Source organism: Rhodococcus sp. IEGM 1351, assembly GCF_030056875.1.
Classification (GTDB): domain Bacteria; phylum Actinomycetota; class Actinomycetes; order Mycobacteriales; family Mycobacteriaceae; genus Rhodococcus_F; species Rhodococcus_F opacus.
Map to the genome: position 1 here is coordinate 20,047 of NZ_JASHKU010000043.1, position 23,548 is coordinate 43,594.

Below are 23,548 nucleotides of genomic sequence, written 5' to 3' on the forward strand. Positions count from 1 at the left end.
TAAAATGACAGAGCAAGTGGTTCTGGTGACGGGATCAAGTGGGGGTATTGGTGCTGCGATCGTCGACGCTCTGGTGAACCGTGGAGATGTCGTGGTCGGTGCCGACCGCACTCCCCGCAACGACCAAAATCTCGCCTCGTTCCTCAACCTGGATGTCACCGACGAAAAGCAATCCAAGGACGCGGTTCACACTGTGATCGGTCGTCATGGCCGCATCGACGCCCTGATCCACACCGCCGGAGTCCTAGGCGAGACGGCAGACCCGCTCACGACGACAACTGAAGAGTTCGAACGCATCATGCGGATCAACGCCACAGGCACGTTCACCATCGCGCGGGAGACCGCCAACGCGATGCGCTCAGCCGGAACAGCCGGCACGATCCTTCTCTTTTCGTCGGTCGCCGCCAAGGAAGCACGAATCGACTATCTGCCATACAACGCGAGCAAAATCGCCGTGCTGCACATTATGTGGTCGATGGCGAAGATCCTCGGTCCAAGCGGCATCTCCGTCAACGCGGTCAGCCCAGGACCGGTAAATACCGAGATGTGGACCCAACTCGCGGCACAGTCAGGCTCTGCGCAGGCTGCGCGAAACGCTCGCGCACGGGAGTTGCCGATGCAGCGGTTCGCGGAACCCGATGAGGTGGCGCGAACGGTTGCATTTTTGACAGCTAGTGAAAATCGATATCTGACCGGACTGTCCGTGGACGTCGCAGGCGGCGCGCATCTCGGCATGGGCACCTGACAGGGCACCGCCATAACCTTGCTTCCGTGCAAGTCGCAGTGTGGACGCAACCCACGTGGGCACCGCATCCAGTGGGTGCGGTCCTCATTCAGGTCGCCGATCAACCCCCGTGCGGTGGCCCGTTACCACGAACGCCACGGACAAGCCGACGGCAAGTCCGATCCGGGTGACGCCGCGTGCCGCCTGCCAGAACTCCTTCGGAACGTTCGCCTCGAAGGTGCGCCGCCCTGCGACCGCCGGCACCTGACCGCACACGGCCTTCACGCGCCGGTCGATCGCCGCGACGACGAACGCGTTGCCGCCCGCGTAGCTCGAACTCCAAACCCCGATCCGTGAGGCGTCGACATCGGCCCGGCCCTGCGCGTAGGTGATCGCGTGCTGGTTGGTCGACACCGAGCCGACCCCCGCGCCCTTCGCGGCGCACGCAACATCCCCTGCCCGACCCGGGGCCAGTACGCCGCGAGGGCGAACGTGCCCCGCTGCTGACGCGCCGGTGCGCACCAGTACGAAGTGCCCGGCGACTACCTCCTGCTCCGGATCAGTCCGCTACCGCAGGGTCGCGTACGTCGTCGCCGGTCGAGGCGGCCGCCAGCGCGGCGTCGACCAGGGCCTCGGCAGCCGAGCGGGCGTACGTGGCACCCGAGGAATCCTGATACAGGGCCGCGGCCGCGGCCGCGCCGTCCAGCAGCACCGTCAACTGGATAGCGAGTCCGGCCGGGTCAGGCACCCCGGCCTCGGCCGCGAACTCGGCGAGCCATTGCCGCCCGGCCTCCTTGTAGCGGCGCGCGATCTTCGCGACCTCGTGGTCCGGTGACGCCATCTCGACGGTCGCGTTGATGAATGCACAGCCCCGGAACTCTCCCTTCTCGAGCCCTTCGGCGATGATGTCGAAGGTCGCCAGCATCTTCTCCCGCGGCGAGGACGCACGTCGCGCGACCTCGTTGGCAACCTCCTCGGCATTACGCTCGCCGCGACGCTCGAGGTATGCCGCGGCCAGCCCATCTTTCGACCCGAAGTGGCGGTACAGCGTCATGATCGGCGTTTGCGCCTCGTCCAGGATGCGGTTGATCCCCACAGCGCGGATGCCCTCCTTGAAGAAGAGATCATCCGCGGCCTTCAGGAGGCGATCGCGCGGGGAGATTTTCGTTGCTGTCATGCCACCATCATAGCGAGCGAGCACTATCTCACACATGAAAGCGAGCGCTATATCACACATCGAATGTGTGAGGCGCACGTGTCGGGGCCCGTTGCGGTGGGGGGCCGGACCGCCCCGGGCGGTCTGGCTGATGGATTGGGCAGTCGCTCCACGCTCTTGCCCTGCCTCGTGGTAGAGATTACTCCCTCTTGGACGGCCGTCGCCGACGCCACGCCCCCCGCGACGACGCGCTGCCCAACACCACCGAGGAGCTTCCCAGAGCACGGCCCAGCGCCTCCGCGGCGCCCATCAGGATGGCGGCCCGTCGTGCACTGTCCTCGGTACCGGCGATCCACGCCAGAACCTCCAGGGGCATCGCGGCAGTGAACGGATCGTGCACCAACCGGGTCAGTCGCAGGCACCGTTTCAGCAAGTCCGCCGCCTGAACGCCATCGCCCTGCTGCAGGGCGGCCACCCCCAGCGCCCACAGTGAGTACGACCGGTACACCGATTCACCGCGTGATTCCGTCATGTACAGAACCTGCCGATGGCAGCCGACTGCCCGGGGAACATCCCCTGCAATTCGGGCACCAGCCCGAGGATCATCAGCATCCACACCCGCGATGCCAGGTCGCCGCGGGCGCCGAACACCTCCAAGGCTTCTTCCATAGGGGTGCGGGCGCGGGGAAGATCGCCGCTGACGAGCCCCACGAGACCGTCCGCATGGGTGATGCGCACGCGTGAGTAGCCGAACTACTCGATGACGACGTGGGGACGGTGCCAATGGCCTCTACGCCAGCTAGACATCCGGGCTTTAAGTCGTCAAGCGGCTTGGGTGGTGCGTCGGTGGTCGCTCGGATCAACCGGCTCCGCCACGTACACCGTCGACGGCACCCGCTGTGAGGACTTCGGTGAGTAATCTGCCCCTCGACCTCACCAGCTTCGTTGGGCGACGCTATGAGTCTACCGAGGCGAAGCAGCTGCTGTCGGCCTCTCGTCTGGTGACGTTGACCGGGACCGGTGGTAGCAGCGAATCCAGTTAAGGCACTGCCCAATCGTCGGCGCCCGGTAGCAACGTCGTGGGGCCGCCCCACGACCGGCGCCGCGGACAAGGCGCCCCCATTCCACGCCCACGGCTGACATTCTCGGCATACCCGGTGCTCATGGGGTCAGCCCAGCGAGTCACTTCAGGGCGTCAGCCGTGACGGCTGCCCGGAGCGCGGCTACTCGAGGAGACCAGCCAGCGCATGTGGGACACTGTCCGACTTCCCATCAACACCGCCGGGATCACCAATCCGCTCGCCAGCGCGCTTCCCGACCGACAATGCGACCACCATGCGTGATCACATCGTGAAGACCATCGACGTGATCGACGCCGAACGAAACTCCGAGTCCGCCTCAGACACAAACATTCGATGCAACTGGTCGACTCGAGCGTGAGCGCCCATTGCAGGCCCACATTCACCCGATCGGTTCGGCGGCGTCTACACGTCCCCGAAGGTCACAACACACTGAGGATGTCGTCGACCCGCTGCTTCGCATCACCGAACAGCATCTGACTGTTGTCGCGAAAGAACAGGGGGTTCTGCACCCCCGCGTAGCCTGCTGCCATCGAACGCTTGAACACGATGACATCCTTGGCATTCCACACCTCGAGCACCGGCATCCCGGCGATCGGTGACAACGGGTCCTCGGCCGCGGATGGGTTGACGGTGTCGTTCGCGCCGATGACGAGAACCACGTCGGTCTCGGAGAAGTCGTCGTTGATCTCGTCCATCTCCAGGACGATGTCGTAGGGCACCTTCGCCTCGGCCAGCAGCACGTTCATATGACCGGGTAGGCGCCCCGCGACCGGATGGATGCCGAAGCGCACGTCGACACCCCTCGCCCGCAACTTCGCGGTGAGATCGGCAACCGGGTACTGCGCCTGCGCGACCGCCATGCCGTAGCCCGGGGTGATCACGACCGACTTCGCGCCGGCGAGCAGCTCCGCCACGGCGTCCGCCAGGATCTCGCGGTGCTCGCCGTAGTCGATGTCGTCCGCCGGTCCGGCCACCACGCCGAACCCGCCGGCGATCACCGAGATGAAGGAGCGGTTCATCGCCTTGCACATGATGTAGGACAGGTAGGCACCGGAGGAGCCGACCAGTGCGCCGACGATGATCAACAGGTTGTTGTTGAGCAGGAAACCGGAAGCCGCTGCCGCCCAACCGGAGTAGCTATTGAGCATCGAGACGACGACCGGCATGTCGCCGCCGCCGATGGACGCGACCAGGTGCCAGCCCAGGGCGAGCGCGAGGACCGTGATCACGATCAGAAGCCACAGCTGCGGGTCGATGACGAACCACACGGTCAGGGCCGCGAAGACCACGAGCGCGCCGAGGTTGATCACATTCTTGCCCGGCAGTACCAGCGGCGCCGACTTGATCCTCGCCGAAAGCTTGAGGTAGGCGACGATCGAGCCCGTGAAGGTGACCGCGCCGATGAACACGCCGATGAACACTTCGGCGCTGTGGATGCCGAGCAGTCCGGCGGCATCGAGCACCGCCGACTCGTGGCCGCCAGGATGGTTCTCGACGTGCAGGTAGCCGTTCCAGCCGACGAGCACGGCGGCCAGGCCGACGAAACTGTGCAACAGCGCGATCAGCTCCGGCATGCCCGTCATCTCGACCTTGCGGGCCAACGTGAGGCCGATGGTGGCGCCGAGGATGACCGCGACCACGAGCAGTACGGCACCGAGGCCGTCGACACCGCCGTCGAAGGCCAGCGCGGTGGTCGCGACCAGAGCGACCGCCATGCCGAGGATGCCGAAATAGTTGCCGAGCTTGGCGGACTCGTGCCGAGCGAGCCCTGCGAGCGTGAGCACGAAGAGGAGGGCGGCGACGAGGAAGGCCGCCACGGATGCAGAAGGTATGTCCATGCCGGTCAGCTCCTGGAGAACATGGCGAGCATGCGACGCGTGACCGCGAACCCGCCGAAGATGTTGATGCAGGCCAACAGGACTGCTACGAACGAGATCACCGTGATCGCGGTGTCGCCCTTGCCAATCTGCAGCAGGGCGCCGACGACGATGATCCCGGAGATCGCATTGGTCACCGACATGAGCGGGGTGTGCAGCGCGTGGTGCACGTGCCCGATCACGTAGTAGCCGATCACGATGGCCAGCGCGAACACAGTCAGGTTCAGCTGGAGCTGCGCGGGTGCGACGCCGATCAGCAGGAACAGGACCGCAGCCGCGGCCGCGACGACGCCGAGCCGCTTGCCCGGGCTCATCGGCGTCTTCGGTTCGGCGGCGGGGGCGGTTGCCGCGGCGGGCGTGCGGGGTGCGGCCGAGACCTGCACGGGCGGCGGCGGCCAGGTCGATTTGCCGTCCCGCACGACGGTGATGCCGCGCTGCACGACGTCATCGAAGTCGAGGACGAGCTCCCCGTCCTTACTGGGCGTGAGCAGCTTGAGCAGGTTGACGATGTTGGTGCCGTACAACTGTGACGCCTGGGCGGCGAGTCGGCCTGCCAAATCGGTGTAGCCGAGGATCCTCACGCCGTTGTCGGTGACGATGCGCTCATCGGTCTTCGTCAGCGCGGCGTTGCCTCCGTTGGCCGCAGCCATGTCGACGATCACCGAGCCGTTGCGCATGGCGGCGATGGTCTCCTCGGTGATCAGCTTCGGGGCGGGGCGACCCGGGATCAGCGCGGTGGTGATGACGATGTCGGCCGCACGGGCCTCCTCGTCGTACATTGCCGCGGTGGCGATCTCCTGCTCGGCGGTCATCTCCTTGGCGTAACCGTCGGCGCTGACCTCGGCCTCGAAGTCGATCTCGACGAATTCCGCGCCCATCGACGCGACCTGCTCGGCCACCTCGGGGCGCACGTCGAAAGCACGGACGATCGCGCCCATGGCGGACGCCGCTCCGATCGCGGCGAGTCCGGCGACGCCCGCTCCGACGACGAAGACCCGTGCGGGCGGGATCTTGCCGGCCGCGGTGACCTGCCCGGTGAACATCCGGCCGAATTCGTGGGCGGCCTCCACCACGGCGCGGTAGCCCGCGACGTTCGCCATCGAGGACAGCACGTCCATCGACTGTGCGCGTGAGATCCGCGGCACGGCGTCCATCGACAGCGCCGTGATGGGGCGCTGCGCCAGGTCCGCGACGATTCCGTCGTCGAGCCGCGGGTTGAGCATCGCGATCAGCGTGGCTCCCGGCTGCAACCGGTCCCGCTGCGCGAGGGTCGGTGGGTTCACTCCGATGACCACGTCGGCCGCGAGCGGGTCCCTCAGCTCGGCGCCCGCCTCGGCGTACGCGCCGTTGGTGAAGCCGGCGGGTTCGCCGGCGCCGGGCTCGACCACTACCTGGTAGCCGAGCTTCTGCAGCGCGGCGACGGTCGTCGGCGTTGCCGCGACCCGAGTCTCGCCGGCACGCGCCTCCTTCAGCACTCCGATAATCATCGCGTCTCCCCCACCGGGAGGTCGACGAGGCCGGCGCGGTGTGCGCCTGCGGTGCCGACCGCGACCTGGTCGGCCTTCGCCTTCTTCAGGTACAGGTGCGTCGGGTGTTCCCACGTCAAGCGGTGCTCGAGATCCTGGAAGCCCATCAGGGGTTCTCCTTCAGTGCGTTGAGTCCTGCGTCGAGCAGCAGGTGGACCGCTTCGCCGACCCCGTCGAAGCCGTCGCCGACGGTCTGGCCATGCAGGTGGCGGTAGTGGATGCCCTCCAGGATCGCGGCGAGCTTGAAGGCCGCGAGGCCGAGGTAGAAGCCGAACCCGGAGAGGTCGCGGTCACTGCCGCGCGAGTACCGCTCGATCACCGCACGCTCGTCGAGGAACCCGGGCGCAGTCGACACGTTGCCCGCCGAGTCGCTGCCGGTATCTGCATCGAGTCGGAAATAGACGAGCATCAACGCCAGATCTGTCAGCGGGTCACCGAGGGTGGCCATCTCCCAGTCGAGGACGGCGGCCACCTGGTCGGTGTCGTCTACCAGGACGTTGTCGAGCCGGTAGTCGCCGTGCACGATGCCGGCGGCGGACTCGTTCGGCACCGACTCCGCGAGTCTGCGGTGTAGCTCGTCGGCGGCGGGCAGGTCACGGGTGTAGGACGCGTCGAGCTGTTTCTTCCAGCGGGCGACCTGGCGGCCGAGGAACCCCTGCGGGCGCCCGAAGTCACCGAGCCCGACCGACGTCGGCTCGACCGCGTGCAGCGCGGCGAGCGTGTCCACGAGGCGTTCGGAAATAGTGCGAGTTCGCTCGGTGCCGAGCAGTTCGAGCTCGGCCGCGGTCCGGTACGGCGTACCGGCGCACCGCTCCATGACATAGAAGTCCGCGCCCAGCACCGCAGGATCGGTGCACAACGCGAAGGTCCGTGGGACCGGTACCCCGGTGTTCTGGAGCGCCGACATGACCCGGTACTCGCGGTTCATGTCGTGGGCGGTCGCGAGCACGTGACCGAGCGGTGGCCGACGGACGATCCATTCCTGCCGGCCGTCGGTCACGATGTAGGTCAGATTGGACCTGCCGCCGGCGATCAGGGTCGCTTGCAGATCGCTGCCGGAGCCCGGGATTTCGGACGCGAACCACGCGCCGAGGACGTCGAGATCGAGGCCGAGGGGCGTTTGTGCGGTTGCCATCAGGGCACCACGACCGCGAGCGTGTCGACGACGCAGGCCGGATTGTCGCCGCCGTCCCGTTCGATCGTCACCCGGGTGGCGACCTGGTAGCCCAGCTTGTTCGGCGTGACCGAGGTCAGCTCCACGCCCGCCCGGACGCGGGAGCCGACCGGCACCGGCGAGGGGAAGCGGAGCTTGTCGGCGCCGTAGTTGACGCTCATCGTGACGCCCTCGACCTTGTACACCTGCCAGGTGAGCATCGGCACCAGGCTCAGTGTGAGGAAGCCGTGCGCGACGGTCGATCCGAACGGCCCCTCGGCCGCCTTCGGCGGGTCGACGTGGATCCATTGGTGGTCGCCCGTTGCCGCCGCGAAGGCGTCGATCTGGTCCTGGTTGACTGTGTGCCACTCGGAGTGACCGAGGTGCGTGCCCGCGGCCTTCTCGAGGTCGGCGATGCCGTCGAAGACTCTCATGACTTCAGTCCGCCCGCGAGGTAAAGCACCTGACCGGACACGAAGCCGGCGCCCTCGCTGGCGAAGAACGAGACCGCGTGGGCGACGTCGGCGGGCTGGCCGGCGCGCCCGACCGGGATCTCCTTGACCAAGACGGTCCTGAAGTCGTCGAACGGCACGCCTATCCGCTCCGCGGTGGCCTTGGTCATCTCGGTCTCGATGAATCCCGGCGCGATGGCGTTGGCGGTCACGCCGTACTTGCCGAGCTCGATGGCCAGTGTCTTGGTGAAGCCCTGGATTCCGGCTTTCGCTGCGGCGTAGTTGGCCTGGCCGCGGTTGCCGAGCGCGGAGGTGCTCGACAGGTTGACCACGCGACCCCAGTTCGCCTTGGTCATGTAGGTCTGCACGGCACGGGTCATGAGGAAGGCGCCGCGCAGGTGGACGTTCATCACCGCGTCCCAGTCGGTGGTGGTCATCTTGAAGAGCAGGTTGTCCCGGAGGATGCCGGCGTTGTTGACCAGCACGGTCGGCTCGCCCAGTTCGGCGGCGACCCGCTCGACCGCGGCCTGGACCGCCTCCTCGTCGGCGACGTCGACGCCGACCGCAAGTGCCCGGCCCCCGGTCGTCTCGATCTCGGTCACAACGGATTTACAGGCGGTCTCGTCGAGGTCGAGGACGGCAACGGCGAGGCCGTCGGCGGCGAGGCGCTTCGCGACGCCGGCTCCGATGCCGCGGGCGGCTCCGGTCACGATGGCGGTCCGGGTCGTGGTGGGTGTGGTCATGCGGTGACTCCTGTGGGGTGGGGTGTGAGGCCTGGCACCAGTTCGGCCAGGGCGGCGCGCGTCGACGCGTGGTCGATGTGCAGCATGGATTGGAGGCCGGCTGCCCGCGCACCGACCACGTTGGGCTCGGCGTCGTCGATGAAGAGCACCCGGTCGGCGGGTACGCCGAGTTCGTCGAGGGCCAGTTCATAGATGGCGGCGTGGGGTTTGCGGAGTCCCACCTCGCAGGAGATCACGACCGGATCGAACAGTTCGTCGATCCGTGCCCGCGGGTAGGTGTTGCCCCAGCTGTTGGAGAGAAGGCCGACCTCGAGACCGGTTTCGCGCAGGTCTTCGACCAGTTCGAACATCGCCGAGTCGGCCTGCATACCCGCGAACAGCCGGCTGAGCATCCCGTCCGGCGTGACTACGCGCCCGTCAGTGGTCTGCAACTCTGCCGCGAGCAACGCCTCGAAAGCCGCAACCGGGAGCACCCCGGTCTCCAGCCGATGGACCGGCGTACCGTCTGCGGCATCACGGGACATCCAGGCACGCAACGTACGTGAGAACGACTCGGGCTCGATTCCATCCGCTGCCAGCCAGCCGGTGATCGAGTGCTTTACCGGACCGGTGAGCACGCCGCCGTAGTCGAAGAGGACCGCATCGATTTCTCGCACCGGCTCACTCACCCATGCTCTGGAGGCTGACGCCGCCATCGACGACGACGGTTTGTCCGGTGACCCATGCGGCATCGTCGGAGAGCAGGAAGGAGACGACGCTGCCGATGTCCTCCGGTACGCCGAGCCGCTTGAGAGGGTACGCCGCGGTGACCGCGTCTTCGCGGCCCTCGTACAGCTTCGTGGCGAACCGCGTCTTCACGACCGCCGGAGCGACGCCGTTGATCCGGATGTCCGGGCCGAGTTCGACTGCCATCAATTCGGTGAGCGAGTTCAGCATGGCTTTGCTGGCGCCGTAGAACCCGATCCCGGGCGCCGTACGAATGCTGGAGAGCGACGACACGTTGACGATCGCGCCGCCGTTGTCCTTCATCCAGGCCTTGTGCACCTGCTGGACCCAGGAGACCGCGGCGATGCAGTTGACCTCGACGATCTTCCGGGCAGCCGCCAAGTCGAGGTCGACGAGCGAACCGTAGACGGGGTTGATCCCGGTGTTGTTGACCAGGAAGTCGATGCTGCCGAAGGTTTCGACCGCCTGCCGCACCGCGTCGCCCTGGTGGTCCGCGTCGTCGGCGCGGCCCGCGACGGCGAGCGCGACATCCGGACCGCCGAGGTGGGTCACGGCCTCGTCCAGGGCCTCTTTCTTGCGCGCCGTGATGACGACGCGGGCGCCGTCGGCGACCAGCCGCTCGGCGATGGCGAGGCCGATACCGCGGCTCGCTCCGGTGACGATCGCGGTCTTACCCTCGAAACGGTTGTTCATGTCAGTTCCTCTTACTTCAGACGTTCGATGACCATGGCCATGCCCATACCGTTACCGGCACACATGGATTCGACGCCGAAGCGCTTGGCGTGTACTGCAGGGAATTGATGAGCGTGGTGGCGATGCGGGCTCCGGTCATGCCGAACGGGTGGCCGACGGCGATTGCGCGCGGCCGGGTTCACACGTACACGAAGCGGAAGTCGCCGATCGAGGCGTCGGCAGTCACTCCGGCGATGTGGAAGGCGGCGATCCCGTCGCGCTCGCCCTGGACGAAGCGGAGCTCGCCGCCGTCGAGCGCGATCCGGTCACCAACGGCGTCCACGCCGAGGACGGCTGCCCATGTCTTCGCGAGCGCAGCGGGCTCGCGGGCGGTCACCGTCGCTCCGGTCACGCGGCCCGGGCCGAGCTCGGCCGGTGCCGTTGCGATCCATTTCGGGCCGGCCCAGCGCCACGACTCCGGCAACTTCATCGAGTCGATCGCCACGATCGCGCCCGGCACGTCGCCGGGATGGAGATGAATGTCGGTGTCGCCGTCGCGTTCCAGGTCGTAGACGGTGCGCAGGCCGAGCTGGTCGATTCGTGTGCGGGCGGCGGCGATGTCGTCGACCTGGAACATGACCATGTAGGGGCCGTCACCGCCGAGCCGATCGAGATGGCGGCCTGCCGCGGTCCCCTCCTCAAACGGCGAGATCACCTCGACGAACGTGTCACCGAGCGGCATGACCGCGTTGCCGACTCCGAACTGTTCGACCTCGGGATCGTTGAACGGGTCACCGAGTGGGAGCTGAGCCCGCAGCGCCTTGACGGCAGCTTCGCGGTCACGTGCAACAAGTACGGCCTGACGGATTCGAGGCAGGGGGGAGGTAGCCATCATCACACTATAGCAAGCGCTCTCTATCGCCGGAAGGGGGTTGTCCGCGGGCTCGACCCGTCGGGATCGGCACGACAGCGGCCGATGACTGAAATTCGCAGCACCGCAACGTGTCTCCGGCGCGCGAACCGGCTCCTTCGCAGGCGAAGCAAACCCGACCCCGTCAGGGCAACTCCCTCACCGGACTGCGAGTGCGCTCCCAGGTCAGACTCGGGGCGGAGGAATTCTGAGGACAAGGTTTCGCGGCTGCGGCAATTGCCATGGCCACGAAACCATCTCTGGGATCGCCGCGGCTATCCGGTGGCCGATTCGAACAGCCGCCGCAGCACGTCAGGGATCGGCACCGGGCGCCGGGTGTCGCGGTCGACATAGACGTGCACCCACCGGCCCCGCGCGGCGACCGCCGCCGTCCCGGCCAGCCCTGCCGGAAAGAGCCCGAGGTCATAGGTGACGCTCGTGCGGCCCACCCTGGCGACACGGATTCCCACCTCCAGGGCCTGCGGGAACTCCAGCTGCTCGAAATACCGGCATCCGGACTCGGCGACGACGCCTACGGCCGGAGCCGTGATCGGGTTGAGGCCGGAATGCTCGATGATCCAGCCGTTGATCGCTGCATCGAAGAGCTGGTAATACACGGCATTGTTCAGGTGACCGTACATGTCGTTGTCGGACCACCGCGTGGTAGCCGCACGGCGCACCGTGAAATCTTTCACGGTAGGACTTTCGCGTACATCGACTGCCTCAGCGCTCATCTGCATTTCTCCGGTCATGTCGGTCCGCAAGAGTTGCGGACGGGTGGGGGAATCAAAGTGTGTTGCGTAGAAAGCGATTGAACAGCGATCTTCCAAAGCCTTGTCACCAAGGATCTCAATCAAGTGTCAGAAGCCCCCGTTCTCGCTCCTGGCCCGCTCCCCACTGCCCGACGATTCCCGCACTGGCTGAGTCGCAGCGGCCCAACATGTCTCAGATGACGACGATGACGACGCTACCGCTGAACTTGCAGAGGGACGCTCAGGTTGTTGCCGGGTGTACGAGAGTCTGGGAAGAAGTAGTTGGCGGCGCCAAGAATGTCGATTTCAGAAGTTGGCCGCACGGCCAGCAGGGTCTCCCCCAACTGTGCATCAGACTCTCGACTTGCGCTGTGTCAGGAGAAAGCGCCGGCCCATGGCGGACCGTTTCCATTGCACACGTCGGGTGCTCGCCGCGGTCGAGCACGAAGCCGGCCGCCGCACGCTGACCGTTCGGTGGCGGTGACCGGCTTCCTGGTGCGTGCCGGGTCAGGCGTAGGGGTCTGCGAGCCCGACGTACCGGATGTCGAGGTATTCGTCGATTCCTTCGATGCCGCCCTCGCGGCCGAGACCCGACTGTTTGACCCCGCCGAAGGGTGCGGCCGGGTTGGACACGACGCCGACGTTGATACCCAGCATCCCGGATTCGAGTTCCTCGCTCATGCGGAGGGTGCGCGCGGTATCGCGGGTGTAAACGTAGGCGACCAGTCCGTATTCGGTGTCGTTGGCGACCTGGACGGCGTGCTCCTCGTCCTGGAAGGTCGTGATCGGGGCCACGGGTCCGAAGACCTCTTCGCGGAGGATGCGCGCATCGGTTGTGACGCCGGTCAGCACCGTCGGGGAGTAGAAGTAGCCGTCGCCCGGCACCGGCCGACCGCCGGTGACAATCGCGGCGCCGTGTGCGACGGCGTCCTGGACCAGGTCGTGAACCTTGGCCCGGGACTCCTCGTCGATCAGCGGGCCGAGCTGGGAATCCACCTCGATACCGGGCCCGACGACCAGGCGTGCCATCTTGTCGGCGAGCTTGGTCGCGAACTCCTCCGCGACGGACTCGTGCACGATGAACCGATTCGCCGCCGTGCAGGCTTCCCCCATGTTGCGCAGCTTGGCGACCATGGCGCCGTCGACAGCTGCGTCGATGTCGGCATCGGCGAACACGAGGAAGGGCGCGTTGCCGCCGAGCTCCATGGAGGTCCGCAGCACCTGCTGTGCCGAGTCCGCGAGCAGCCGCCGGCCGACTTCGGTCGATCCGGTGAACGAGAGCTTCCGCAGCCGGGGGTCGGCGATGAGCGGTCCGGTGACCGCTCCGGCGCGCGAGGTAGGAATGACGTTCAGCACGCCGGCCGGCAGCCCGACCTCTTCGAGGACCTGCGCGAACAGCAGGGTGGTCAGGGGCGTGAGCGTGGCGGGCTTGACGACCATCGTGCAGCCGGCGGCGATCGCGGGGGCGATCTTGCGGGTCGCCATGGCCAGCGGGAAGTTCCACGGGGTGATGAACAGGCAGGGGCCCACTGGCTGTTTGTGGACCAGCAGCCGGGTCTTCCCGTCGGGTGCCGCTGCGTATCGGCCTGACACGCGGACGGCCTCTTCGGAGAACCACCGGAGGAACTCGGCGCCGTAGGTCACTTCGCCGCGCGCCTCGGCGAGCGGTTTGCCCATTTCCAGGGTCATCAGCATCGCGAAGTCGTCGGATCGGGCGATCACGGCGTCGAACGCCGCCCGCAGAAGTTCGGCACGCTCGCGGGGAGCTGTTCGTGCCCAGGCCTTCTGAGCGGTGGCCGCGGCGTCGAGGGCGGCGGCTCCGTCGGCGACGGTGGCGTCGGCGACGACGGCGAGTTCTCGACCAGTCGCCGGATCGTGCACGGGGAAGGTGTTCCCCGTGTCGGACGGGCGCCACTGCCCGCAGATGTACAGTCCGGTCGGGACGGTCTCGAGTAGCGCCTGCTGGGAGGTCTGGGTGCTGGTCAAGTGCTTCCTCACTTCTCGTCGAAGATGATGACTTGCCGGATGGCGTTGCCGTCGGCGAGTTGGTCCATGGCGGAGTTGATGTCCGACAGCGCGATCCGGGACGAGATCAGCTTCTCGACCGGGAGTTTTCCGTCGCGCCACAGCTGCGCAAAGACCGGAATGTCGCGGGACGGTACCGCGGAGCCGAGGTAGCTGCCGATGATGGTCCGCGCGCCGGCCACCAGAGCGAGCGGTGAGATCGAGGACCGGGCGTCCGGGGCCGGGAGGCCGACGGTGACGGTGGTGCCGCCGGGGGCGGTGGCGGCGAGGGCGGTCTCGAAGGCGCGTGGGTGCCCTGCCGCCTCGATGACGATCGGGGCCTGAATGTTCCGTTCCGTGACTTCTTGGGGGGTGTAGGTAGAGGTGGCGCCCAACTTTGTTGCCTGGGTGAGCTTGTCAAGATTCGAGTCGACGCCGATCACCCCACCTTGACCGAGGGATAGCGCGGTGATCAGTGCTGCCATGCCGACGCCGCCGAGCCCGACGACCATGACTGCTTGCCCCGGGGTCGGGCGGCCTGCGTTGATGACCGCCCCGCCACCGGTGAGGACGGCGCACCCGAGTACGGCGGCGATGTCGGGTGGGACGTCGTCTCCGACGGGTACGACCGAATGCTGGTCGACGACGGCGTGCGTGGCGAAACCGGAGACGCCGAGGTGATGTTTGATGTCAGTATCATCGCGGTGCAAGCGGATGTCCCCGCCGAGGAGGGTGCCCGCGTTGTTCGCCGCGCTGCCGGGACTGCAGGGCAGTTTGCCGTCGGTTCGGCATTCGGCGCAATTGTTGCAGCGCGGCAGGAACGCCATGACTACCCGCTGACCGACGACCAAATCGGATACACCGGCGCCGAGCTGTTCGACCCGGCCTGCCGCCTCGTGACCGAGCAGCATCGGGACCGGTCGCGACCGGTTGCCGTCGACGACCGACAGGTCGGAATGGCAAATTCCCGCCGCCTCGATCCGGACGAGGACCTCACCGGGTCCCGGCGAATCGAGTTCGAGCTCGGCGATCGAAATGGGTGTCGATTCCGCGTACGGCCGTGGACGGCCGCTCGCCTCGAGAACGGCTCCGCGAATCTTCATAATGTCGTTCCCTTCTTCGGCGTCTCACAGCACTGACTGCGGACCGCTCTAACGGCAACGCGGATGTGGGGAATGAACGGGACTATTCGGCGACGACGAACGCGATGGGAAGCTCGCCCAGCGCGTCGTGCGGCGCCGTGACGCGTTCAGGCACCTACGGGTAGGGCAGGAGAGATGGTTTCGTCCGAGTCGACCTCGACCCATGTGGCATGTCTCCTCTGACGCCATCTGCGATGCTCGTGTGAATTGAATTAATGGATGGAAACCATCTACTCGGGCCGCGGGAGGCCATTCAATTTGTTTGGTCGCGCCACCGCACGGTGTCAAAGCGGGGGCCCTGAGCGGTTTCGAGCCGGGCGCAAACGTTCGGTGCCGACTACCGGCTGGTCAAGACACCGCGGCGGACTGGCTCGGTCCCGACGCCAGTCCGCCGCGGCGTTTCAGCGTCGCGAAGCTCGCGGTGCTCAACCACCGCTCGATCGTGTCGCCGATGCCGCCTGCTCGAAGTCAGGACGGGTCGGCCACGTGAATCATGCGCTTGCCGACATTGTTCCCGTTGAGAAGCCCGATGAGGCCTTCCGGAGCCTTCTCGAGTCCCTCGAGGGTGTCCTCGCGGACCTTCAGTGAACCGTCGTCAAGCCACCCCTCCAGCACCTTCAGCCCCTCGTCCCACCGATCGGCGAAGTCTGTCATCACGAGGAATCCGCGCATCGTGATGCTCTTGATGATCAGCACGCCGGGGACGCCCCGCGCACCGCGCACGGGAGTGGTGGTGTCGTACTGCGAGACGACGCCGCAGCAGACGACGCGACCGCGGTACGCCATGGACCCGAGAACGGTGTCGAGCGTCGTGCCACCGACGTTGTCGAAGAAGACGTCGATGCCGTCGGGACATGCTTCGCGCAGTGATTTCCGGAACGATTCGTCACGGTAGCTCACCGCCGCGTCGAATCCGAGTTCCGACGTGAGCCACTCCTGCTTCTCAGGGCTCCCGCAGATGCCGACCACACGACACCCCTGCAGCTTCGCGATCTGCCCGACGAGGGTGCCCGTTGCGCCGGCGGCCCCGGAGACCACGACGGTCTCCCCCGGCTTTGCCGCGCCTATGTCGAGCAGGCCGAAGTAGGCGGTCAGGCCGGTGATTCCCAAGACGCTGAGGTAGTTGGACAGCGGCCGGTTCGGAACGATCCGACGCAGGCCGCTCGGCTCGGCGACGACGTAGTCCTGCCATGCAAGATCACCGGCGACGATATCGCCGACCGCGAAATCATCGCAGCGGCTCTCCACCACCTGGGCGAGCGAAAACCCGGGCATGGCATCGCCGACCTGGATCGCAGCACGATAGGTGGCCGCCTGGAACCACGCGCGTTGCGCCGCGTCCATGGAGATCCACAGCACCCGACACAACACCTGCCCGTCGCCTGCCTCGGGCCGGTCCGCGGTCTCGAACGAGAAGTGGGAAGTCTCCAAATGTTCGCTGGGCATGCCCGCGACGCGCCACGTCCGGTTCAACACACTCATGAGACGACGACCCCCGAGATACGCGGAAGGAAGGTTCGCAGTCCCTCGTAGTGCATGACCTTGAGCGTATCGAGATGCTCGACGACCTCGGTGATCTTGCCGTCACGCCCACGCACGAAGAGCACGTACTCGTTCACGTATTCCTCATCGGTCGCCGAGACGGTCGAGCGGCAGGTGTAGCGGGCCACGCTGAACTCGCCGTCACCGAACTCGTGATGAATGTCGACCTTGAAGCCCGCAGACTTGCTGTACGGCCCCAGGGCGATCTTGTTGAACTCGAGGACGGCGTCCTTGCCCTCGTGGGTACCGCCGATCCGACCCAGGGTGACAGGCAGTGTCCAGCTGATGTCGTCGGCATACAGGTCCTGCATCGCCTCGACATTGCCCAGCGCGCGCGCCAGGTCTCCTGCAAGCGTGCTCATGTGGTGCTCTCCTTCAGACGAGGCTGGATTCGCGGGCCGACCCAGTGCTCGTCACGCAGGTTGCACCGGGGCACCCCGCAATTCGGTCGGCGATACAAACGATAGAGAGCGTTCCCTTTCACGTCAATGATGCGACATCGCCCGGCATGCGCTCAGCAAGACGCATCCTTGACGTGATAGTACTCACTCTCTATCGTATGAGAGCGTCGGAGGCATGGAGAGCGAAAATGGCGACTTCCCCATGACGCCGGTCGGTTCCAACGTGTCTCGCACACCCATCTCGTACTGCACCTGTCGGTGCATCGAATGCTCGGGTGGCTCTGCCGGGTGGGCTGATCAGTTCTTTGACGCGAAAACGCACGAGCCCGGCCTGGCTCGTCACGAATGAAAGGACGCGGATGCTTTCGACACGGTTCACCGAGGAATTCGGGATCGAGCACCCCATCGTGTGCGGTGGAATGACCGCCGTCGGCACCGCCGACCTGATCGCGCCGGTGGCCAACGCCGGAGCCCTCGGGTTCCTCACGGCGCTCACCCAACCGACTCCGGAAGCCCTGGCCAAGGAGATCGCGCGCTGCCGAACCATGACCGACCGCCCGTTCGGCGTCAACCTCACGATCCTTCCGACGCTCACCCCCGTCCCCTACGACGAGTACCGCGAAGCGATCATCGACAGCGGCATCACCATTGTCGAGACGGCCGGCGCCAACCCCGCCGAGCATGTCGCCGCGTTCAAGAAAGCGGGCATCAAAGTCATCCACAAGGCGGTGGCCGTGCGGCACGCCCTCAAAGCGGAAGCGATCGGCGTCGACGCCATCAGCATCGACGGCTTCGAGTGCGCCGGCCACCCAGGCAACGACGACATCCCCGGCCTCGTCCTCATCCCCGCAGCCGCCCGCAAGGTTCAGATCCCCTTGATCGCCAGCGGCGGCTTCGCCACCGGCAGCGGCCTGGTCGCCGCCCTCGCCCTGGGCGCATCCGCAGTCAACATGGGCACCCGCTTCGTGGCCTCCACCGAAGCCCCCGTCCACCAAAACGTGAAAGACCAAATCGTCGCCAACGACGAACGCGCGACCCAACTGGTATTCCGCGAGTTCAACAACACCGCCCGGGTGGCCCGCAACACGATCTCGGAGGAAATCGCCCGCCTCTCCGCACAACCCGACGCCACCTTCGCCGACGTGGCCGACCTCGCCTCAGGAGCACGTGGACGCGATCGCGTCCTCACCCACGGCGACATGCACGACGGCATGTGGTGGGCCGGCCAGGCCCAGGGGCTGATCGATTCCGTGCAGAGCTGCCAGGACATCGTCGACGGCATCATCGACGAGGCCGATCGCATCATCGCCGGCCTCGGCCACTCCTTCTCAGCAGCCGGCTCGACCGCATCCCAGGCGGTCTGACCATGGACTTCCAGACAATCCGGCACGACGTCAACGACGGCATCCTGACGATCACCCTGAACCGACCCGAACACCTCAACGCCTTCACCGTCACGATGGCCGAGGAACTCGAGCACTCGTTCCGCGCCGTCAACGACGACGACTCCGTCCGCGCCGTCATCGTCACCGGCGCCGGTCGGGCGTTCTGCGCCGGCATGGACCTCAGTCGCGAGGGCAACGTGTTCGGCCTCGACGAGCAACGCACGCCAGGCCTGAGTGACATGGCCGACCTCGACGATCCGGCCATCGCCGCGGTCCGCGATACGGGCGGCCGCTGCACACTCGCCATCCACGACTGCCGCAAACCCGTCATCGCCGCCCTCAACGGTGCCGCCGTGGGCATCGGCGCCACGATGACACTGGCGATGGACCGCCGGCTGATGTCCACCTCCGCCCGCATCGGGCTCGTCTTCGGCCGCATCGGCATCGTGCCCGAGGCCTGCTCGACCTGGTACCTACCCCGACTCGTCGGCCCCTCCGCGGCGCTCGACCTGGTCCTGCGCGCCGACATCCTCGACGCCGAAACCGCTCTGGGAGTCGGACTCGTCGACGAAATCCACCCCGGCGAGGACCTGCTGACCCGGGCCGTCTCGGTCGCCGACGCCTGGACCCGGGACCGCTCCCCCGTCGCCGTGGCCCTGAGCCGGCAAATGGTACGACGCAACGCCACCTTGACGCACCCCGACCAGGCCCACCGAATCGACTCACTCGCCATGTTCTGGACCAGCATCGGCGACGGCAAGGAAGGCGTCGCCGCCTTCCTCGAGAAACGCAAACCCGACTTCCACGGGTGCGCCTCCAAGATGCCGCAGTTCTACAACGACTGGATCGCCGACCAGACCTCTGCTTCAGCGCCTGCGCACCCGAAGTGATGCGGTCGCGACCGCTCGAAGGTGAGATTCGCTCCGCGTCACTGTGATACACACCGAATTCGTGTGGCGCACGTGTCGGGGCCGTTGCCGTGCGGGGCCCGGACCGCCCGGGGCGGTCCGGCTAATGGATGGGGCAGTCGCACCACACTCTTGCCCTACCTTTGATAGAGAGTACTATCTATTACAGCGTGCTGACATGTGATCGTGGCAAGCCCGACGGCGTGTCGAGACGGTGGTCGGTCTGACTCCGTCCATGGGCGGCAGTTCGCCGTGCCCTCGGGGTGGCGGCCCCACCCGCGAATCGTTTATGTCCGCCGACCTGCGCAACGCCGTGCGCAGCTTACTTACCGACGGTCCGGCGCATGACTGTCAACCACGCCTGAAAGGTACTTCCATATGCGGCGCAGTTTGTTCGATTCCGATCATGATGCGTTCCGGGATTCGGTACGGGAGTTCGTCAACCGTCATCTGGTGCCCAACGAGGAGAAGTTCATCGAGCAGCGCTACATCGATCGCGAGATTTGGCTCGAGGCTGGCGCCAACGGCTACCTGGGTTTGGAGGTCCCCGAACAGTACGGCGGCAGCGCCGCTGGCGACTACCGGTTCAATGCCGTACTCGGTGAAGAGCTAGCCCGCTCCAGCGCCGCGGCCGCATCGTCGTTTGGTATCCAATTCGACGTCGTCGCACCATATCTGGTTTCCCTGACCACCGAAGAACAACGACAACGCTGGCTACCGAAATTCTGCGCCGGCGAACTCATCACCGCCATCGCCATGACTGAACCATCGGCCGGCTCGGACCTGGCCGCGTTGAAGACCACCGCCGTCAGAGACGGCGCAACCTGGGTTATCAACGGCTCTAAGACTTTCATCACCAACGGCACCCAAGCTGATCTGATCATCGTGGCTACCCGCACCACACGGGAAAAGGGCTCCAAGGGCATCACCTTGTTTGCCGTGGACGCCGATACTGCCGGCTTCACCCGCGGCCGCAAACTCGACAAGGTCGGCCAACCCGAATCCGACACCGCCGAATTGTTCTTCGAAGACGTCCGCGTCGACGACACGGCCATTATCGGCGAACTCGACCGCGGATTCATCCACATGATGAACCTGCTCCCCCAGGAACGCATCAGCGGCGCAGTCGCCTACCTCGCCCACACTCGCCGCATCCTCGAAGAAACCGTTACCTACGCCCAGGAACGCAAGGCGTTCGGTAAGACCATCGGCTCCATGCAATGGAATAAATTTCTGCTCGCCGAACTGGTTACCAAACTCGACGTCGCCCAGGCTCACGTCGACGCCTGCGTGGCCGCCCACATCGCCGGCGAACTAACCGCCGTCGACGCCGCCAAGGCCAAGTGGTGGAGCTCCACCGTCCAAAACGAGATCCTCGACCACTGCGTACAAATCCACGGCGGCTACGGCTACATGAACGAATATCGCGTCGCGCGTGCTTGGAAAGACGCCCGCGTCACCAAGATCTGGGCGGGATCCAACGAAATCATGCGCGAAGTCATCGGCCGCGATCTCGGCCTCTAAAAGGAAGCACGACCGTAAGGGTCCGAATTATCCCGGCCACGTTCAACACTCGGTGGTGTTCCCGCAGCAATACCGCGCCCACCGAGTGGCGGGTCTGATGGTTGGTTTCTGTCGGGCCGCTTTCACGTCTCGTCTGGAACTCGCCGAAGACGGGCCACCGTCAGGGTATTCGGCCAGCGTCGTCAGAGCACTAGCGCACCCGACTTCGACGGTGATGGTGGCGAGGTCGTCGCTTGAGTTCGGCCGCGGATGACGATGGCGGCGGGCTTGCCGTGTGTGACTGCAAGTCGCGCGAAACCCAGGCCCGCCATGACCGTCAGGAATGTCCTGCCGCCACGAGGGTGTCCCGGGAACACCCCCGAGGGATGATAGTGACCGGGTAACCGCGGACGATCATGCCGAGTGCGCTGAACAACACTCGGCATGATCGGCAACGGCACTCATTGCAGCATGGGTCTAACGGTAGTATCGGAAGAGCGGTTCGGCGACGCAGACGGGTTTGTCGGTGGCGCTGCATGCGACGGTGGCTGCGACCACGATCTGCACCCCGCCGCTGATGTCCTGGGCCGAAATTATCTCGGCCTCGAGCCGGACCTTCGATCCCGCGGGGACGGGTGCCGGAAACCGGACCTTGTTCAGGCCGTAGTTTACCGCCAGGGACGTGCCCTGAACTTCGAGAACCTGCGCGAACATGACGCTGAGCAACGACAGGGTGAGGTAACCGTGGGCGATGGTACGGCGAAACGGACTTTCCTTGCGGGCCCGTTCCGGGTCGAGATGGATCCATTGGTGATCGTCGGTGGCGTCGGCGAAGGTGGCGATTCGGCCTTGGGTGATCTCGAACCAGTCACTGGGGTCCAGTGTGGTGCCGACGAGGCTCTTCAACCCGTCGACTGTGGTGGTGGTGCGCATGGTGGTTACTTTCGACGCGATGGGCTTGCGGGGTGTGGTGCGGTCAGGTGATGGTGATGCCGCCATCGACGGCGAGTGTTTGTCCGGTGACGTAGCCGGCTGCGTCGGAGGCGAGCCAGATAAGGGTGGCGGCGAGTTCGGTGGCATCGCCGGTGCGCCCGAGCACCATCCGTGACGCGAGGCTGTCAAGGTAGCCGTCGTGATATTGGTCGGTCATCTCGGAGGCGAAGAAGCCCGGGGCGAGCGCGTTGACACGAATTCCCTTGCGGGTGCCCCATATTGTTGGGCGAGGTCTCGGGTCAGACCAATGATTGCGGCTTTGCTGGCGCTGTAGGCGGCCTGGGGCAGACCGGCGGTGGTGAGCCCGAGGACGCTGGAAATGTTGACGATGGAACTGCCGGGTTGCATGACCTTCCCGCACGCCTGGGCGGTCCAGTAGGAGCCGCCCAGGTTGATGTCGATCACCGAGCGGAACTGGTCGGGGGTTTCGCGGGTGGCGGGGTGGGCGCTGGCGACGCCGGCGTTGTTGACGAGAACGTCGACGCGGCCGAACTCTGTCATTGCCGCGTCGACCAGAGCGGCGCACTGATCCGGATCAGCGATGTCGGTAGCCACGGGCAGGGCCCGCCGGCCGGTGGCACGGACAAGTGCGGCGGTGTCGCCGAGTTTGTCGACGCGACGCGCCGCGAGGACGATGTCCGCGCCGGCCTCGGCGAGGGCCTGAGCGAAGGCCACACCGAGACCGGACGAGGCGCCGGTGACGATGGCGACGCGGCCGTCGAGGCGGAATTTGTCGAGCACACTCATGTGTGATGCCTCCTGGGTCAGAACCAGCTGGGGTTCATGTCGAGAGTTGTCCGGTCTCCGCTGGCCAAGAGATCGAGTTGCGGGCCGACCTTGGGTAGCTCGTGGGTGTAAAAGTAGCGGGCGGCCATGCGCTTTCCGTCGTAGAAGTCACCACTCTTACCCTCGGTGGCGATGAGCTGTTCGAGCCACATCCACGCGATGACCGTGTGTCCGAACGCTTCCAAATAGACCGATGAGTTCGCCAACGCGGTCGTCGCGTCACCGGCCGCCCACAAGGCGGCGGTGATGTCGACGATCCGGTTCCAGACGGTGTCGAGGGCGTCGGCGTAACCGGTGGCGTCGCCACCGAGGGACCGAGCCCGCGCGATGGTCGCGGCGATCTTCGATCCGAGTAACCTCAGCCCTGCACCGTCTTGCATGGTGACCTTGCGGCCCAGCAGATCCAGCCCCTGGATCCCGTGCGTGCCCTCGTGGATCGGATTCAATCGGTTGTCGCGGTAGTACTGTTCGACGTCGTAGTCGCGGGTGTAGCCGTAACCGCCGTGCACCTGGATCGCGAGGCTGTTGGCTTCGAGGCACCACTGCGAGGGCCAGCTCTTCGCGATCGGGGTCAGGACGTCGAGGAGCAACGTCGCCTGGTCGCCGGTGGCCGCATCGTCGGCCGTGTCGTGTTCGTCCACCAACTGTGAGCAGTAGAGGCCGAGCGCGAGAGCGCCTTCGACGTAGGACTTCTGGGCCAGCAGCATGCGGCGGACATCGGCGTGTTCGATGATCGGAACCGGCGGCGCGGACGGATCCTTGGCTCCGAGAGGGCGGCCCTGGGTTCGGATCGTCGCGTAGTCGAGCGACTTGCGGTATCCCACGTAGCCGAGGGCGATCGCGAGGAAGCCGACACCGATCCGGGCTTCGTTCATCATGTGGAACATGTAGGACAGGCCGCGGTGTTCCTCGCCGACCAGGAAACCGACAGCACCCGAATTCCCACCCGGGGTGTGGGTGCCGTCGCCGAAAGCGAGCAGGGTGTTGGTGGTGCCGCGGTTGCCCATCTTGTGGTTGAGGCCCACCAAGGTGACGTCGTTGCGTTCGCCGGCGGCACCGTCGGCGCCGGGAAGGTATTTCGGGACGATGAACAGCGAGATGCCCTTGACAC

General features: G+C 66.1%; 24 protein-coding genes and 2 pseudogenes. 4 read left to right on the plus strand and 22 right to left on the minus strand.

Annotation, left to right across the window (positions count from 1 at the left end; translation table 11 throughout):
• Positions 1 to 4 precede the first annotated feature (4 nt).
• The gene (locus tag QM806_RS38530; protein ID WP_169694961.1) at positions 5 to 745 is read left to right on the plus strand and encodes an SDR family NAD(P)-dependent oxidoreductase; all 741 of its coding nucleotides are present in this window, start codon (positions 5 to 7) and stop codon (positions 743 to 745) included.
• Between the two features lie 84 nt (positions 746 to 829).
• On the opposite strand, the gene QM806_RS38535 is transcribed toward QM806_RS38530, so the two are convergent.
• The 19 genes and pseudogenes from QM806_RS38535 to QM806_RS38625 all read right to left on the minus strand — a co-directional run bounded on the left by QM806_RS38535 (position 830) and on the right by QM806_RS38625 (position 16,823).
• Positions 830 to 1,138 (minus strand): alpha/beta hydrolase family protein, encoded by a 309-nt coding sequence (locus QM806_RS38535; protein ID WP_249344009.1) that lies wholly within the window; start codon positions 1,136 to 1,138, stop codon positions 830 to 832.
• Positions 1,139 to 1,283: 145 nt separating this feature from the next.
• Entirely contained in the window at positions 1,284 to 1,901 is a 618-nt protein-coding gene (locus QM806_RS38540) for a TetR/AcrR family transcriptional regulator (protein WP_169694959.1), read from the minus strand.
• Between the two features lie 178 nt (positions 1,902 to 2,079).
• Positions 2,080 to 2,412 (minus strand): hypothetical protein, encoded by a 333-nt coding sequence (locus QM806_RS38545; RefSeq protein ID WP_269592818.1) that lies wholly within the window; start codon positions 2,410 to 2,412, stop codon positions 2,080 to 2,082.
• Entirely contained in the window at positions 2,409 to 2,618 is a 210-nt protein-coding gene (locus QM806_RS38550) for a hypothetical protein (RefSeq protein ID WP_249344008.1), read from the minus strand. The genes QM806_RS38545 and QM806_RS38550 overlap by 4 nt, the downstream gene beginning before the upstream one ends.
• Before the next feature lie 763 nt (positions 2,619 to 3,381).
• On the minus strand, positions 3,382 to 4,800 hold the full coding sequence (gene pntB / locus QM806_RS38555) for a Re/Si-specific NAD(P)(+) transhydrogenase subunit beta (protein ID WP_283294891.1): 1,419 nt from the start codon (positions 4,798 to 4,800) through the stop codon (positions 3,382 to 3,384).
• 5 nt (positions 4,801 to 4,805) lie between these two features.
• A complete protein-coding gene (locus tag QM806_RS38560) occupies positions 4,806 to 6,326 on the minus strand; it encodes a Re/Si-specific NAD(P)(+) transhydrogenase subunit alpha (protein WP_169694955.1) in 1,521 nt (506 codons plus the stop codon).
• Complete coding sequence (locus tag QM806_RS38565; protein WP_169694953.1) at positions 6,323 to 6,472, minus strand: acyl-CoA dehydrogenase; 150 nt, start codon at positions 6,470 to 6,472, stop codon at positions 6,323 to 6,325. Before QM806_RS38565 ends, QM806_RS38560 begins: the two co-directional genes overlap by 4 nt.
• Positions 6,472 to 7,500, minus strand: a complete 1,029-nt coding sequence (locus QM806_RS38570) for a phosphotransferase family protein (RefSeq protein ID WP_169694951.1) — start codon at positions 7,498 to 7,500, stop codon at positions 6,472 to 6,474. Before QM806_RS38570 ends, QM806_RS38565 begins: the two co-directional genes overlap by 1 nt.
• Entirely contained in the window at positions 7,500 to 7,952 is a 453-nt protein-coding gene (locus QM806_RS38575) for a MaoC family dehydratase (protein ID WP_269592814.1), read from the minus strand. Before QM806_RS38575 ends, QM806_RS38570 begins: the two co-directional genes overlap by 1 nt.
• Entirely contained in the window at positions 7,949 to 8,713 is a 765-nt protein-coding gene (fabG, locus tag QM806_RS38580; RefSeq protein WP_283294892.1) for a 3-oxoacyl-ACP reductase FabG, read from the minus strand. The genes QM806_RS38575 and fabG overlap by 4 nt, the downstream gene beginning before the upstream one ends.
• Positions 8,710 to 9,369 carry an HAD family hydrolase gene (locus QM806_RS38585; protein WP_269592813.1) on the minus strand — a complete coding sequence of 220 codons (660 nt, stop codon included), beginning with the start codon at positions 9,367 to 9,369 and terminating at the stop codon, positions 8,710 to 8,712. The genes fabG and QM806_RS38585 overlap by 4 nt, the downstream gene beginning before the upstream one ends.
• Positions 9,370 to 9,373: 4 nt before the next feature.
• Positions 9,374 to 10,132 (minus strand): SDR family oxidoreductase, encoded by a 759-nt coding sequence (locus QM806_RS38590; protein WP_141474185.1) that lies wholly within the window; start codon positions 10,130 to 10,132, stop codon positions 9,374 to 9,376.
• 11 nt (positions 10,133 to 10,143) lie between these two features.
• Positions 10,144 to 10,298: pseudogene (locus tag QM806_RS38595) on the minus strand (acetyl-CoA acetyltransferase); the annotation flags it as partial.
• Positions 10,299 to 10,310: 12 nt separating this feature from the next.
• Entirely contained in the window at positions 10,311 to 11,003 is a 693-nt protein-coding gene (locus QM806_RS38600) for a VOC family protein (RefSeq protein ID WP_269592811.1), read from the minus strand.
• Positions 11,004 to 11,296: 293 nt separating this feature from the next.
• Positions 11,297 to 11,755 (minus strand): acyl-CoA thioesterase, encoded by a 459-nt coding sequence (locus QM806_RS38605; protein WP_283294896.1) that lies wholly within the window; start codon positions 11,753 to 11,755, stop codon positions 11,297 to 11,299.
• Between the two features lie 525 nt (positions 11,756 to 12,280).
• Positions 12,281 to 13,759 carry an NAD-dependent succinate-semialdehyde dehydrogenase gene (locus QM806_RS38610; RefSeq protein ID WP_269592810.1) on the minus strand — a complete coding sequence of 493 codons (1,479 nt, stop codon included), beginning with the start codon at positions 13,757 to 13,759 and terminating at the stop codon, positions 12,281 to 12,283.
• Between the two features lie 8 nt (positions 13,760 to 13,767).
• Complete coding sequence (locus QM806_RS38615; protein WP_269592809.1) at positions 13,768 to 14,880, minus strand: alcohol dehydrogenase catalytic domain-containing protein; 1,113 nt, start codon at positions 14,878 to 14,880, stop codon at positions 13,768 to 13,770.
• A 507-nt stretch (positions 14,881 to 15,387) separates the two neighbouring features.
• On the minus strand, positions 15,388 to 16,401 hold the full coding sequence (locus tag QM806_RS38620; protein ID WP_169695930.1) for an NADP-dependent oxidoreductase: 1,014 nt from the start codon (positions 16,399 to 16,401) through the stop codon (positions 15,388 to 15,390).
• The gene (locus tag QM806_RS38625) at positions 16,398 to 16,823 is read right to left on the minus strand and encodes a nuclear transport factor 2 family protein (protein WP_283294893.1); all 426 of its coding nucleotides are present in this window, start codon (positions 16,821 to 16,823) and stop codon (positions 16,398 to 16,400) included. Before QM806_RS38625 ends, QM806_RS38620 begins: the two co-directional genes overlap by 4 nt.
• Before the next feature lie 398 nt (positions 16,824 to 17,221).
• Here QM806_RS38625 and QM806_RS38630 point away from each other — a divergent pair, with 398 nt between their 5' ends.
• The 3 genes from QM806_RS38630 to QM806_RS38640 all read left to right on the plus strand — a co-directional run bounded on the left by QM806_RS38630 (position 17,222) and on the right by QM806_RS38640 (position 20,679).
• Positions 17,222 to 18,226, plus strand: a complete 1,005-nt coding sequence (locus tag QM806_RS38630; protein ID WP_169695808.1) for an NAD(P)H-dependent flavin oxidoreductase — start codon at positions 17,222 to 17,224, stop codon at positions 18,224 to 18,226.
• 2 nt (positions 18,227 to 18,228) lie between these two features.
• Positions 18,229 to 19,137 (plus strand): crotonase/enoyl-CoA hydratase family protein, encoded by a 909-nt coding sequence (locus QM806_RS38635; RefSeq protein WP_283294894.1) that lies wholly within the window; start codon positions 18,229 to 18,231, stop codon positions 19,135 to 19,137.
• Between the two features lie 396 nt (positions 19,138 to 19,533).
• Positions 19,534 to 20,679: an acyl-CoA dehydrogenase family protein gene (locus QM806_RS38640; RefSeq protein WP_169695806.1), complete on the plus strand. Its 1,146-nt coding sequence runs from the start codon at positions 19,534 to 19,536 to the stop codon at positions 20,677 to 20,679.
• Positions 20,680 to 21,135: 456 nt separating this feature from the next.
• Here QM806_RS38640 and QM806_RS38645 read toward each other — a convergent pair whose 3' ends face one another.
• The 3 genes and pseudogenes from QM806_RS38645 to QM806_RS38655 form a co-directional block, all read right to left on the minus strand.
• Positions 21,136 to 21,591 carry a MaoC family dehydratase gene (locus QM806_RS38645; RefSeq protein ID WP_169695805.1) on the minus strand — a complete coding sequence of 152 codons (456 nt, stop codon included), beginning with the start codon at positions 21,589 to 21,591 and terminating at the stop codon, positions 21,136 to 21,138.
• Between the two features lie 43 nt (positions 21,592 to 21,634).
• Positions 21,635 to 22,398, minus strand: a pseudogene (locus tag QM806_RS38650) (SDR family NAD(P)-dependent oxidoreductase).
• 17 nt (positions 22,399 to 22,415) lie between these two features.
• Positions 22,416 to 23,548, minus strand: a 1,133-nt coding sequence (locus tag QM806_RS38655; RefSeq protein ID WP_283294895.1) for an acyl-CoA dehydrogenase family protein, incomplete at its 5' end; no start/stop codon positions are given.

Coding starts and splice junctions, on each gene's coding strand:
- QM806_RS38530 (WP_169694961.1), top strand. CDS start 5: ATGACAGAGCAAGTGGTTCTGGTGACGGGATCAAGTGGGGGTATTGGT.
- QM806_RS38540 (WP_169694959.1), bottom strand. CDS start 1,901: ATGACAGCAACGAAAATCTCCCCGCGCGATCGCCTCCTGAAGGCCGCG.
- QM806_RS38545 (WP_269592818.1), bottom strand. CDS start 2,412: ATGACGGAATCACGCGGTGAATCGGTGTACCGGTCGTACTCACTGTGG.
- pntB (WP_283294891.1), bottom strand. CDS start 4,800: ATGGACATACCTTCTGCATCCGTGGCGGCCTTCCTCGTCGCCGCCCTC.
- QM806_RS38560 (WP_169694955.1), bottom strand. CDS start 6,326: ATGATTATCGGAGTGCTGAAGGAGGCGCGTGCCGGCGAGACTCGGGTC.
- QM806_RS38565 (WP_169694953.1), bottom strand. CDS start 6,472: ATGGGCTTCCAGGATCTCGAGCACCGCTTGACGTGGGAACACCCGACG.
- QM806_RS38570 (WP_169694951.1), bottom strand. CDS start 7,500: ATGGCAACCGCACAAACGCCCCTCGGCCTCGATCTCGACGTCCTCGGC.
- QM806_RS38575 (WP_269592814.1), bottom strand. CDS start 7,952: ATGAGAGTCTTCGACGGCATCGCCGACCTCGAGAAGGCCGCGGGCACG.
- fabG (WP_283294892.1), bottom strand. CDS start 8,713: ATGACCACACCCACCACGACCCGGACCGCCATCGTGACCGGAGCCGCC.
- QM806_RS38590 (WP_141474185.1), bottom strand. CDS start 10,132: ATGAACAACCGTTTCGAGGGTAAGACCGCGATCGTCACCGGAGCGAGC.
- QM806_RS38600 (WP_269592811.1), bottom strand. CDS start 11,003: ATGGCTACCTCCCCCCTGCCTCGAATCCGTCAGGCCGTACTTGTTGCA.
- QM806_RS38605 (WP_283294896.1), bottom strand. CDS start 11,755: ATGAGCGCTGAGGCAGTCGATGTACGCGAAAGTCCTACCGTGAAAGAT.
- QM806_RS38615 (WP_269592809.1), bottom strand. CDS start 14,880: ATGAAGATTCGCGGAGCCGTTCTCGAGGCGAGCGGCCGTCCACGGCCG.
- QM806_RS38620 (WP_169695930.1), bottom strand. CDS start 16,401: ATGAGTGTGTTGAACCGGACGTGGCGCGTCGCGGGCATGCCCAGCGAA.
- QM806_RS38625 (WP_283294893.1), bottom strand. CDS start 16,823: ATGAGCACGCTTGCAGGAGACCTGGCGCGCGCGCTGGGCAATGTCGAG.
- QM806_RS38630 (WP_169695808.1), top strand. CDS start 17,222: ATGCTTTCGACACGGTTCACCGAGGAATTCGGGATCGAGCACCCCATC.
- QM806_RS38635 (WP_283294894.1), top strand. CDS start 18,229: ATGGACTTCCAGACAATCCGGCACGACGTCAACGACGGCATCCTGACG.
- QM806_RS38640 (WP_169695806.1), top strand. CDS start 19,534: ATGCGGCGCAGTTTGTTCGATTCCGATCATGATGCGTTCCGGGATTCG.
- QM806_RS38645 (WP_169695805.1), bottom strand. CDS start 21,591: ATGCGCACCACCACCACAGTCGACGGGTTGAAGAGCCTCGTCGGCACC.